We start from the raw sequence: 12822 nt of genomic DNA, 5'->3' as shown, positions 1-12822 counted from the left end.
TCGTATTAAACAGCAGCAGTGTTGAAGTACCTTTTAAGCCAGCTATCTGCGGCGGTTACTAGCCATTCGGCATCAAATTTTTCTTTGGTTTCAACCAAGCTGTTGAACGTAAGGGTGCTAGCTTTTACTTTGCCGCTTTCTATGTCGGACTTGATAGTAGAGAGACTAGAAGTAAATACTTGAGAGCCCTCTTCTAAAAAGGCAATTTGGGTCCTGTCAAAGAAATTAATGGCAAGGGCACTGCCTAGCTCTTTTATTTGGGCAACGGATTTGTCGATAGAACAACCTGTTGCTAAGTTGACCTCAGTATCTACACCTATTACAATAAACCTATTGTACAATACCTTGAAAGAACTAACAAGGTCAGCTCCATGGGCTTGCCACGAGCCTACAAATCTTATTAAAACGTCTTCTATCTGGCTTACTTCGTCCTTTGAAAGAACTCGATCTGCCTGATAAACCCATATTTTGGAATGAGGGGGAAGATGATTAAACTGTGTAAACATAGCTGTATGTTTAAGGGAATGAATTCCCATGGGTTAAAGAAAGCAAAAGATCAATTTTTCAATCATCTAGAGCATTATCGAAATAGTTTTTTGCAATTTTCCTTTAGGAAAAAGTACATATTTGGTCAATTATACTTATCAAAAATAGCGAAAATGATTGAAATGGGAGAGAATCTAGTTCATAAAGCTCTAACTTTGGTTTACAAACCATTTGATAAAGCCACAAGTTCCGCCAAATCCAATACTTTTACCTCTTTTTCCTTTTCCTTGTTTTTTACTCCGTCAGAGAGCATAGTCATGCAAAACGGACATGCCGATGCAATTACTTTTGCACCCGTTCCAAGTGCCTGCTCAGTGCGTTCAATATTTACTTCTTTGCTTCCTTTTTCAGCATCTTTGAACATTTGAGCACCGCCAGCCCCACAGCACAACCCTTTGGTCTTGCAACTTTTCATCTCTACCAAGTCGGCATCTAGTTCTTCCAATACTTTTCTGGGAGCTTCATAAATATCGTTTGCCCTGCCCAAATAACAAGAGTCGTGGTACGTAATGGATTTTCCTTTAAATTCACTCTCTCCTTTAACCTTAATACGTCCCTCGTCTATCAAGTGCTGCAAAAATGTGCTATGATGTACAACTTCGTAGTTTCCACCAAGTTCAGGGTATTCATTTTTTAATGTATTGAAGCAGTGCGGGCAGGCAGTTACTATCTTTTTTATTTCGTATCCATTTAATACTTGGATATTAGAAACAGCTTGCATTTGGAATAAAAATTCATTTCCAGCCCGGCGAGCAGGATCGCCCGTGCAAGACTCCTCTTGCCCCAATACGGCAAATTTTACTCCTGCAGAGTTTAATATTTTAATAAAAGCAGCGGTTACTCTTTTGTAGCGGTCATCGAAAGAACCGGCGCACCCTACCCAAAACAAAACCTCTGGTGACTCTCCCTTGGCAGCCATTTCTGCCATAGTAGTTACTTTTGTGATATTTTCAGTGTTCATATTTTTTTGGTTAAAGCTATTGTTTGTCTTCGTTTTGTTGTATTTCTTCCGCCCATTTGAACCGCTCGGAAGCAGGGAAAGCCCAAGGGGCAAAGTTGTTTTCTATGTTGGTGAACATGGCATTCCACGATGCCGGCGTGCTCGATTCTTCCATAGCGATATAGCGGCGTTGCTGCAAAATTATTTCTAACGGGTTGATGTTGATAGGACAGGCTTCTACGCAGGCATTGCAGGTAGTGCAGGCCATCAACTCTTCTTTGGTGGTATAATCTCCGTAGAGTGATTTGTCATCGCTGAATTCTTTCCCATTTTTATCTATTCCTTTCCCAACTTCTTCCAGCCTATTGCGGGTATCCATCATTATTTTACGGGGAGAAAGCAATTTTCCAGTTTGGTTGGCAGGGCATACCGAGGTACAGCGTCCACATTCGGTGCAGCTATATGCATCCAACAGGTTTTTCCATGTCAAATCAGTGACATCTTTTGCCCCAAAGGTTGGTACTTCCGAGTCGTCTTGTGATACTTCTTCCTCCCCTGCACCGCCTATTCCTAGCATAATATTTACCTCATTGGTTACGGAAGGCATATTTTCCATCTTGCCATGAGGCGTGAGGTTGGAAAAGAACGTGTTGGGGAAAGCCAAGAAAATGTGTAAATGCTTAGAGTAAGTAATATAAATGGCGAAGATCAGGATACCTACGATATGGATCCACCAAGCTATGCGTTCGAGTGCGATGAGCGTAGGCGTGCTAAAGTTTTCGAAGAAACCGACAAATGTTCCGCTAATGGCAAATTGCCCAGTTTGGTGGTAATGTTCGGCTACGTAAGCACTTTCTCCAGCTCTTGTTTGGAGTACGAGGTCGGTACCATTCATATTGAAAAGGGCACACATCAGAACAATTTCCCAAACCAAGATGAGGTTGGCGTCTAGCGTAGGCCAGCCTTTCATTTCGGGCTTGGTGAACCTCGGCAATTTTAGTAAGTTTCTTCTGGAAAAAAAGATGACACAAGAAACGACTACGCCAAAGGCAAGGATTTCGAAAAAGCTGATAAGAAAGGTGTAAAAACTACCAAATAGGGGGGCAAAAAGACGGTGAGTACCCAAAAGCCCGTCCAATACGATTTCCAGTACTTCTACATTTATAAGGAGAAACCCTGCATAGATGGTGAAGTGCATAATGCCAGCAAGAGGCCTGTCGAACATCTGCTTTTGCCCCAAAGCCATCATTACCATGGTTTTGAACCGTTGGACAAAATTACCACTGCGGTCTTCGGGCTTTCCGAGCAGGATATTTCTACGTATGAACAAGAACCGCTTGATCATAATGTAGTTTGCAGTGAGAAACACCGCTGCAAAAGCTACTTGTTGTATAATTTGAAATGTGTTTTCCATTTTCACCTATCGGTTTATGTGTTATTGGTAAAGCGTATAGTAATAAGTCAGTTTTGAATAAAAATGTTATGCATGCAGAGTAATTTTTCAAATATGCTAAATTTTATTCGTTCTCCCAAACTTCAAAAAGCTTTGCTTGCTTCTTTTTTGAGCAACACTTAAATCCTATTTGAATCAATTTATTTGTTGATACAATATACTATATTATTCTTTCTAACCATCGTTAGTAAAGTATGGAATCGGTAATAGTTACTTTCTTTATTGGCTTGGCTTTAACGCCCGGGACATTATTTTTTTACTGGGCTTTAAAGGATATTCTCGATGAGCTGAATTTTAAGGATAATGCTTTTAGAACGATGGGAACTGTGGTACATAAAACTCCAGTGAAATACGGTAGCGAAGAATACATGGGGCAAGCAGGTGTGAAATATACAGCGGAGACTTTTGGAGGTTATTTTTTTACCATCGAATATCCTGCTGCTGATGGAACTGTTTATTCTTATCGGTCGAGAAAAGTGTTTGATCAAAACAAAGAGTGGGTAGATGTATGGGTGAATAAGGACGACCCTACTGATATTATGGTAGATGGTTTTTATAAAGTTGGAAACTCAAAATATTACCAGCTCATTATGGGAGCTATTTTTGGACCTATACCGCTTTTACTGCTTTTAGGAAGTATTCTGGCTAATTTGATGTAGATTAAAAAAGGTAGTAAGTTTAAACTTACTACCTTGTAAGGTTTCTTACCCCCTCATATTTTTCCTTCTATTCCTACGGTAATCTTCAAAAACAAGATCGCCCAAACCTTTGAGGCTACTGTAATAAGCATTTCCATTATTCACTTTCGTGAATTCCTTCACAAACTGCTGCAAATAGGGATCGGAAGCGATCATGAACGTGGTGATCGGGATTTTTAGCCTGCGGCATTGCGCAGCTAGAGTAAGGGTTTTGTTCAAAATTTTGCTGTCCAATCCAAAGCTGTTTTTATAGTACCGAATCCCTTCCTTTATACAAGTTGGTTTCCCATCGGTAATCATGAAGATCTGCTTGTTCTTATTTTTTCTCCTACGGAGCAAGTCCATTGCTAGCTCCAGCCCTGCCACCGTATTGGTGTGGTACGGTCCAACTTCGAGGTAGGGGAGATCTTTGATCTGGATTTGCCAAGAGTCGTTGCCAAAAACGATGATGTCGAGCGTATCTTTTTTGTATTTGGTGGTGATCAGCTCTGCTAAAGCCATGGCCACTTTCTTGGCCGGTGTAATTCGGTCTTCGCCGTAGAGGATCATGGAGTGGGAAATATCGATCATTAGCACTGTAGAAGTTTGTGCTTTGTATTCTTTGTCTACTACTTCCAGGTCATTTTCGGTGAGGGTGAAGCTCCCCAGCCCGTGGTTGATCTGTGCATTTCGGATAGAATCCGTCATGGAGATTTGCTCCAAGGTATCACCAAATTGGTAATTGCGGCGGTCGGCACTTATTTCATCTCCGTTGTGTCCCGAAGCAGCCGTATTATGGTCTCCTTTTTTAGACTTTTTAAGCTTACCAAATATCTCTTCCAAAGCACTTTTTCGGATGCTCTGCTCACTTTTCCCCGTCATCTTAAATGAGCCTTTTTGCTGCTCATTTTCTTCTATATATCCTTTCTTTTTGAGGTCGTCTATAAAGTCGCCAATTCCGTATTTCCCATCGGTCATTTGGTAGCGTTTGTCCAAATTTGTGAGCCAGCTCAAAGCCTCAGCTACATCGCCAGAAGTCATGGTGAGCAACTGCATGAAAATATTCAGAAGGTTTTCAAACTGACTTTTTTCGGGGTCTTGTTCGGGTACGTAGTCTGTAAATCGGAAGCCTACCATAGCTCGGGTTTATGCTTTTAGTAAATCTAGTTTAGGGATAAACCAAAAGAGTAGTAGGTTGGTTCGAAAAAATATGTTTTAAGGGAGGAGGATGGTTTACTTCAATTCTTTAGGATCGTACGCATCTCTTAGCCCATTGCCAAGAAGGTTAAAAGCTAGCACCATAAAGCAGATGCACAAACTTGGAAGGAGTACCAAATGCCAGCTTCCTCGTGTACCAATAGCCCTGAAGCCTTCGTTTATCATCATTCCCCATGAGGGCATAGGAGGCTGCACGCCCAATCCCAAAAAGCTCAGCCCAGCTTCAATCAGAATTGCTGAGGCAAAGTTTGAGGTGGAAATTACAATGAGTGCTCCCAAAATATTGGGCATGATATGTTTGAAAATAATTCGCTTATTGGAATAGCCGAAAGCACTTGCTGCCTCTATATAAAGCTTCTGCTTAATGCCCATGATCTGCCCCCTAACCACTCGGGCAATTTCTACCCACATGGTAAGGCCCACCGCCACAAATGCTACCCAAATCCCCTTGTTTTGTAAGGCAAGGCTGATGGCGATCACGAGCATGATGGTCGGGATGGACCAAATCACGGTCATAATCCACATGACAAAGGCATCGACTTTGCCTCCGAAATAACCCGCTACTGCGCCAAAAGTCACCCCTATAAGAAGGGAGATCAGCACGGCAACAAAACCGATGGAAAGGGAAATTCGTGTACCGAAAAGGAGGCGGCTCAAAATATCTCTACCCGCTTTGTCTGTACCCAAAAGGAATACTCGGTCTTCTATGTTTTTGTCCCAAAATTCTCTTTCAAGCTTTCTTTTGGAAATAGTTTGACGCTCATTATTGAGGTCGAGGTAAATTATATTTTCCCCATCTATCTCGTAGCTGTTCACCATTTTGTCGGACTGACCTACATAGAGAGGTTTCACGCAGTTGATAAGCGCAAACCCTACTCGCTTTTTTTCTCTTCCATAGGGGGAAAAAAATACACTGTCTCCTACCACATCAGGCATTTCGTTTACAGGGACAATTGTGTAAGCACTTTCTTCCCCATTGTATATTTTCTTGAAAAAGCTGGTATGTTCGGTTTCTAGGTTTTTTCTGATTTTCAGTACTTTGACCCTAAAAACAGGAGGTTTTTTTTGAACTTGCACTGCGCCGTCATTGGCATTAGGAGTTTGATCGGGCATGATCAAATATCCCAACCCTGCTACCAAATGGGCTAAAATAATTACAATCAACCCCAACATAGCGGGTTTGTTGCCAAATAGCCGTTTTTTTACGTAGTAAGAAGGTTTGTGCGATGTAGTGTTTTCAGGCATTAATTCTATATAAAGTATAGATGATCGGAACTGCTTTCTTGTTACTTTAACTTCCAGAAAGTACCTGTTTTGGAAGTTGTTCGAGCAATTAAAAAAGTACTAATTGCTTTTGCTCCTAGTAAACGCCTGCAATGTTGTTTTATTCTTATAAAAAATAGGATCACAGCCTGTTATGTGCGAGGAGGCCCTCTTTGGTGGCCAAATAGGCATAGGTTTTATATTTATTATCAAAATCTAGCTTATGTTCTGGAGCTTCTTCATCCATTGATTTAAAACATTTTACCCACTTTTTTTCCAACAAACCCAGTAGGCATGTTTTCAATTCTTCATCTTTTACAGTCAATTCTTCCAGCAGTTTCTCAAAAGGAGTGACGAAATAAAGTTCGTCCAGTACATCAAATTCAATATCAGACATTTCTATTGCCTTTTGTTTTTCAAAATTTAGTTGAAATAGGCTAAAAACGCCTTTTTTTCCAAGTATAACCACCAAAATTACTACTTATCCCGACAATTACGGCATAGAAGGAATAGATCATGCCCAAGGGGAATATCAAGTGAGAGAGTTTTTGTTTGCCATAAAAAAGTAATAGGCTGCCAAGGTAAATAAATTCCAACACCAATTTTATCGCTATAAGCGAAAGGCTAAAATTCCATGATAAAAGTCCAAAAAAGGGAGCTGCCAAAAGAAAGATGAAACTAAAGTGGTAAGTAAAAATAAAAATGGCGAGGAGTTTTGGGGCAAGGGATGTGTAATGTGACCATTTTCCCGCCCAGCGTTTGCGTTGATGGAAAAAATCCTGAAGGCTTTTGAGGGGAGCGGTACTCACGGCAGAAGCTTTGTCTTTCAAGAAAAATACGTTGTAGGGGTGTTTTTTGTGGATTTTATGGAGCAAAAATTCATCGTCCCCACTGGCAAGGTGTTCGTTGCCAGCATAGCCGCCCACTTCGAAAAAAGTCTTTTTTTCAAAAGCCAAGTTTGCCCCGTTGCACATGCTTGGGCTTCCTGCCGCAAGGCTAGCTGCTCCAGCTCCTATCAGGCTCATCATTTCCACTGTTTGCATTTTTCCAAAGAGATGGTTGCTTTCAAAAACCACCCCTCCACTCACAAGTTTTGCCTGTTTTTGTTGGATAAACTCACTGAGGTGGGCAAGCCAACTTTCCTGAACTCGGCAGTCCCCATCGGTTGTAACAATAAATTGGCCCTTGGCTAATTCAATTCCCTGAACAATTGCAGATTTTTTAGGAGAAGGGAAGCGGAGCTGGTTGGTTTCTATGCGGAGTGGGAAATGTGCTTTGGAAATAAAACTTGAGACTAGGGAGAATGTATCGTCTTCTGATCGGTCGTCGATGATGATCACCTCAAAACTGAGGTGAGTTTGGACTTGGAGGTCGGCTAGTAATTTTAGGATGTTTTTTGCCTCGTCCCTAACGGGGATAACCACGGAAAAATAGATAGGATTCCCTTCTCCTGTATTCTGAAAAGATGGGATTTTGTACCAAAAATAGATAAACGAGCTGACCAGTAACCAGTACCCTGTATGGATAAGGATGATAAAATAACCCAGCCATTCGATTGTTTGAACCATAGGTTTGGATGAAATTGGATAACAAAAAAGCCCACTAGAATATATCCCAGTGGGCTTTTAGGGAAATATTATCTGTTTATTTTCCTTCTATAGAAATCAATTCTACTTCAAAGATCAATACAGAGTAAGGAGGGATATCTCTTCCCGCTCCTCTTTCGCCATAGCCCAATTCCGATGGAATGAACAAACGCCATTTTGAACCAGTCTTCATCAGCTGCAAAGCTTCTGTCCATCCAGAAATCACGCCGTTAACAGGGAATGTAGCTGGCTCGCCTCTTTTGTAAGAGCTGTCAAATTCTTTACCGTTGATCAATTTTCCTGCATAATGAGTGGTAACTCTGTCGCTGGCTGCGGGCATAGGTCCATCGCCTTCTTCCAGTATTATGTATTGCAAACCGCTAGGGAGGGTAGTTACGCCTTCTTTTTTAGCATTTTCAGCTAAAAATTTAGTTCCTTCTGCTTTCATCTCTTCTACTTTTGCCATCTGTACTTTCATCATATACTGCTCCAAGGCAGCATTGGCATCAGCAGGGGTGATCTTAGGGGATCCAGCTTGTACATCTTCAAAAGCTTTGAACATCACATCTACGTCTAGCGAATCGAGCAAGCCTTGCTCGCCCATTCCCGAAGCCAAAGAAACACCAAATGAATAGCTGATTTTATGCTGTTCATCATCGAGATATACATTTTTGAGCGCAGCTATCGAATCGAGCGAGTTTTGTAAGGCGGTATTGAGTGCCTCCATTTGGGCTACTTGTTTGATAAGTTCTTTTTTAGATGGTTTCTTTTGAGCATTTGCTAAACTAGCAATTACCATCAAAAAGCTAAAAAATATAAAACTAACTTTTTTCATGTGTTTCATTTATTAAACCTGTTTTGGATTTTCTACAAAAACGGTCGCTAAGTTAGCGAAATAATGTAGGACTTGTACAAGGAGTGATAAATTGAAAAAGAGGAGGGCAAAAGAAGATTGAGTGAGGTAAAACTTTTTTCTGTAGAAATAAGCTGATTTCTACATATATATAAAACCATCTATCAATTCTCACTTCCCAATTCCCCTTATCCTTTCTATCTTCGCTGCAGACAACCATTTATTGAACCCCAACTCCAATTTAATTATGAAATTCAACTGGTTAGACCGCTTGGTTTTCCCTCTTTTGGCAATGATTATTCTCGTGCAATGCCAACCTTCCGAATCGCCCCAATCTGCAAGTGAAACTGATTGGGAAACGGTTTTTGAAAAAAGCAAAGGGCTGGAAACCGTAACCTACCAACAAGGAATCGAATATTATAAAAAATTAGACGAGGCTTTTGCCGAAATAAAAATGCTGGAAATGGGCGAGACCGACTCAGGAGAACCTTTGCATTTAGTCTTGTTTTCCAAGGACAAAAGCTTCGATATCGGCGAACTCAAAAAAGCTAAAAAAGCCTTTTTGCTCATAAATAATGCCATCCACCCTGGGGAAACCGATGGGGTAGACGCTTCCATGATGCTCTTGCGTGACGTAGCTCAAGGAAAGGTTTTGGGTGAAGAAATGGGAAATGTGGTTTTGGCTATCATTCCATTTTACAACATAGGAGGGGCGCTGAACAGGGGTAACTTCAGCCGAGCCAACCAGATTGGACCTAAGGAGCACGGGTTCAGGGGAAATGCGAGGAACTATGATCTCAACAGGGATTTTATTAAAAATGATACGAAAAATGCTCGCTCATTTGCCCAACTGTTCCATTATGTAGACCCCGATTTTATGATAGATACCCACGTGAGCAATGGGGCGGACTATCAATACACGCTGACTCTTATTTCCACCCAAAAGGAAAAGCTTGGCGGCGTGCTTAAAGACTATCAGGAAGAAAAGCTAGTCCCTTACTTATTTGATTACATGGAGGAAAATTCATCTACCATCACTCCTTATGTAAATGTACACGGCGGTACCCCTGACAATGGTTTTACCCAATTTCCCGACTGGCCTCGCTATTCTTCGGGCTACGTCACGCTTTTCAACACAATAGGTTTTATGAGCGAAACCCACATGCTGAAACCTTATCCTCAGCGAGTGGAGGCAACTTATCAGTTATTAAAAGGCTTGGCAACTGTTTTGGCAAGAGATAGAAAAGAAGTAATTGCACTTAGGGCTGCAACAAAAGAAGCGGTGGCGAAGCAAAAGGTATTTCCTGTAAGTTGGGAAAACGATACTTCAGCTTTTCGCATGCTGCAGTTCAAAGGCTATGAGGGAAGTATGATAGAAAGCAAGATTGCACCGGGGCAAAAGAGGCTGTTTTATGATAGATCGAAGCCATTTACCAAGGAGGTAAAGTACTTCGATACATACAAAACAGCCGTAGAAGTTACAGCTCCACAGGCTTACATTATTCCCCAAGGCTGGCACAATGTCATTGGACAACTGGAACTTAACGAAGTAGAAATGTACCAGCTTGAAAGTGATTCGGCCATTGAAGTGGAAAGCTATTTTATTGACGAGTATAAATCTTACCCAAGACCTTACGAGGGGCATTTTATGCACTACAACGTTAAGCTTCGACCTGAAAAACAAACAATCACTTTCCGCAAGGGGGATTATGTAGTACCTGTAAACCAAGTCAACAACCGCTACATAGTGGAAACGTTAGAACCAGAAGGTGTGGATTCCTTTTTTAACTGGAATTATTTTGATACCATTTTGCAGCAAAAAGAAGGATATTCATCTTATGTGTTTGAAGACATCGCTTTTGAGCTGCTCAAGACCAACAAAAAAATGGCAGAGGAGTTTGAAAAGAAAAAAAGCGAAGATAGCGAGTTTGCAGCCAGCCGAAGAGCGCAACTCAATTTTATATATCAGCATTCGCCTTTTTACGAAAAGGAACATATGCGTTATCCAGTATTTAGGCTGTTATAAATACAAAACCGCCCTGCTTGGCTTGTCCAAACAGGGCGGTTTTTATAAGGAAGCTTTAGTGTGCTAACCTGCCATAGTAAGTATATAGCGATCAGAGAATTTTTTATTCAAGCGGCGTTTGAATTTTTCTATCATCACTCTGCCTCTTTTGCTTATGTAGTGCTTTTTGTTTGAGAGTCTCTCAAGTAGAGAGAAAAGAGTGGCATACTCTTCATTAGGACCAAATTCTTCGAAAGTGTAATATGCTTTATCAAAAGCATCTTCAATAGAGCGGTTATGGTCTTGCTCATAGTTGAACGACCAAAGTGCAGCTGCTCCCCAGTTATAGTGGGCGAGAGATTCTTCTAACTTTACTAAAACCTCACCTCTGATCGCCCCCTCCACCTTAAATGTAGCGTAAAGCAGTTCACCAAAAGCATCGTAGAGTTTTTCTTTATTCATAGGGATTTAACGGTTTTTGAAAAATAAATGTAAGGTTTATTGAGATATAGCTATTAATCTATAATCTTATCAAAAGTTAATAGGTCAACTTAATTTTCAAATTCGATTGAATATTCTTTCAGATTGGGTTGATGTAAAATATAATTTTGAATAGAAAGTTGATTAAAAGGACATTGACGTAGTTTTTGCAAGTAGGGTTTTGTGCAAAATGGGATAGTTTTTAATGCCTACGTAAGTCACATGTAGATGAGTTTTGGATTGGTGCCTATTAGACAGCCAGTTTTAGCTTTTCGACAATCCAAAAAGTAATTTGTGTAGAATGTATATTTAGAAAAGTCTTTTTGTGCTAAAAAAGTTGCAACAAAAGGAGAATAAAGTCTGGAGGGTATATTGTTAGCTCACTGCTTTAAACTTTTTTCCGGGCAAGGATTTTACAAAACCATCAAATTCGAGCTTGAGTAGCACCGAAGCCAGCCTATTGAGGGAAACCTGAGATCGAAAGCTCAGCAAGTCTATCTGCATCTCACTTTCTCGCAAAAGTTTCATCACTGCAATTTCTTCCTCGCTCAAGCCATCTAAACTTTTTTCAGTCTTTTTGGGCGCAGTATTTTCTACGTCCCAGTTTAGCATATACACTAAGTCTTCTGCTCCAGTTATCACATTGGCAAGGTTTCTTTTGAGCAAGCTATTACAGCCCTCCGAAAAGCTGTTCCCAACATTTCCGGGGTAGGCAAAAACATCCACCCCGTACGAGTTGGCAATATTCGCCGTGATAAGTGCTCCACCTTTTGCCGCAGCCTCTACTACTATCACCGCATCGCTCATACTGGCTATCACCCTGTTCCGCTTGGGGAAAAGTGGGGCATCGGGTCCAGTCCCGAATTTATTTTCCGTCAAAAGTCCACCATTTTCCAGCATTTGCTGAGCTGTAGCTTTATGTTGGCTGGGGTATAATTTATCTATGCCATTGGCCATCACCCCAACCGTAGCCAGTCCGTTTTTAAGAGCTTCCCTATGCGCTATGATATCAATCCCATAAGCCAAGCCGCTCACTACCAAAATATCTTCAAATGCTTTCAGTTCTTCCATTAGCCGCTCTACTATTTCCCGCCCATAGTTGGTAGAATTTCTTGTTCCAACTACGCTTACCACTTTCATAGCATTAAGATTAGAGTTTCCCTTAAAATAAAGCAATTGTGGTGTGTCCATATGTCTTTTCATCCGTTCTGGATAGTTTTTGTCAGTATAGAAAAGTAGCTTTATACCTGCTCTCTCTGCTCTTTTAACTTCTTCTTCGGCAGCATTTAACACATTTTTCTTTAAGATCGTATCCACTAACTTCTCACCAACACCTGGGATTTGCAACAACCGTTTTCTAGGTGTCTTAAATACATTTTCCGCTGACCCGCAGTAGCTCACCAGTTGTTTCGAATTTACATTCCCCACACCTGGCAAAAAGCCCAAGGCTACTTGATATACTTTAGTTGAATCCATATTTTCCGAACATTTCGAAAATAACGCTAAGCACTGTGCTTAGTCTGGATTTTGGCAAAAAATTGTGAAATGGTTTTACAATGATCCAAATCAGTAGAAGTATAAAATAGGTTTTCGCCTTTCTCCTAAGAATCAAAAAAAGCCACAGCGGGCAGCTGTGGCTTGTGGTCAGTTACTATATTTCCCTATATAGCATAATATGTACAAAATTTAACAAGTAATTTTTCGGTATACTTTTATTGCTAGTTGAAGCAAAACAGCATATATCTTCATTCGTATTAAAAAATGAAGGCTATTGCAGGCGTAACCGTTCAAAAATACAAAA

Annotated in this window: 12 protein-coding genes; 2 read left to right on the top strand and 10 right to left on the bottom strand. The window is 40.8% G+C overall.

Going from position 1 to position 12822, the window contains the following annotated elements; genetic code table 11:
- Window positions 1–5 precede the first annotated feature (5 nt).
- The 3 genes from R9C00_20930 to R9C00_20920 form a co-directional block, all read right to left on the bottom strand.
- Window positions 6–506 (bottom strand): hypothetical protein, encoded by a 501-nt coding sequence (locus R9C00_20930; protein ID WPO34166.1) that lies wholly within the window; start codon window positions 504–506, stop codon window positions 6–8.
- Between the two features lie 200 nt (window positions 507–706).
- Complete coding sequence (locus R9C00_20925) at window positions 707–1507, bottom strand: (Fe-S)-binding protein (GenBank protein ID WPO34165.1); 801 nt, start codon at window positions 1505–1507, stop codon at window positions 707–709.
- Between the two features lie 16 nt (window positions 1508–1523).
- Window positions 1524–2900 (bottom strand): (Fe-S)-binding protein, encoded by a 1377-nt coding sequence (locus R9C00_20920; protein WPO34164.1) that lies wholly within the window; start codon window positions 2898–2900, stop codon window positions 1524–1526.
- A gap of 233 nt (window positions 2901–3133) precedes the next feature.
- On the opposite strand from R9C00_20920, the gene R9C00_20915 reads away from it, so the two are divergent.
- Window positions 3134–3598, top strand: a complete 465-nt coding sequence (locus tag R9C00_20915; GenBank protein WPO34163.1) for a DUF3592 domain-containing protein — start codon at window positions 3134–3136, stop codon at window positions 3596–3598.
- 45 nt (window positions 3599–3643) lie between these two features.
- On the opposite strand, the gene R9C00_20910 is transcribed toward R9C00_20915, so the two are convergent.
- From R9C00_20910 to R9C00_20890, 5 genes are all read right to left on the bottom strand, one after another.
- Window positions 3644–4753, bottom strand: coding sequence for a VWA domain-containing protein (locus tag R9C00_20910; protein WPO34162.1), 1110 nt, complete (start codon window positions 4751–4753; stop codon window positions 3644–3646).
- 96 nt (window positions 4754–4849) lie between these two features.
- Entirely contained in the window at window positions 4850–6079 is a 1230-nt protein-coding gene (locus R9C00_20905; protein ID WPO34161.1) for an ABC transporter permease, read from the bottom strand.
- 160 nt (window positions 6080–6239) lie between these two features.
- Window positions 6240–6494 carry a transporter gene (locus tag R9C00_20900; GenBank protein WPO34160.1) on the bottom strand — a complete coding sequence of 85 codons (255 nt, stop codon included), beginning with the start codon at window positions 6492–6494 and terminating at the stop codon, window positions 6240–6242.
- Between the two features lie 40 nt (window positions 6495–6534).
- Window positions 6535–7665 carry a glycosyltransferase gene (locus R9C00_20895; protein ID WPO34159.1) on the bottom strand — a complete coding sequence of 377 codons (1131 nt, stop codon included), beginning with the start codon at window positions 7663–7665 and terminating at the stop codon, window positions 6535–6537.
- 76 nt (window positions 7666–7741) lie between these two features.
- Window positions 7742–8527, bottom strand: coding sequence for an FKBP-type peptidyl-prolyl cis-trans isomerase (locus R9C00_20890; protein ID WPO34158.1), 786 nt, complete (start codon window positions 8525–8527; stop codon window positions 7742–7744).
- Window positions 8528–8783: 256 nt separating this feature from the next.
- Here R9C00_20890 and R9C00_20885 point away from each other — a divergent pair, with 256 nt between their 5' ends.
- Window positions 8784–10562: a M14 family metallopeptidase gene (locus tag R9C00_20885; protein ID WPO34157.1), complete on the top strand. Its 1779-nt coding sequence runs from the start codon at window positions 8784–8786 to the stop codon at window positions 10560–10562.
- 63 nt (window positions 10563–10625) lie between these two features.
- Here R9C00_20885 and R9C00_20880 read toward each other — a convergent pair whose 3' ends face one another.
- Window positions 10626–11003 (bottom strand): hypothetical protein, encoded by a 378-nt coding sequence (locus tag R9C00_20880; GenBank protein ID WPO34156.1) that lies wholly within the window; start codon window positions 11001–11003, stop codon window positions 10626–10628.
- 393 nt (window positions 11004–11396) lie between these two features.
- On the bottom strand, window positions 11397–12497 hold the full coding sequence (gene dprA / locus R9C00_20875) for a DNA-processing protein DprA (GenBank protein WPO34155.1): 1101 nt from the start codon (window positions 12495–12497) through the stop codon (window positions 11397–11399).
- Between the last annotated feature and the right edge of the window lie 325 nt (window positions 12498–12822).

It is taken from the genome of Flammeovirgaceae bacterium SG7u.111, assembly GCA_034044135.1.
GTDB lineage: Bacteria > Bacteroidota > Bacteroidia > Cytophagales > Flammeovirgaceae.
This window is presented reverse-complemented; position numbering and strand designations above follow the sequence as displayed.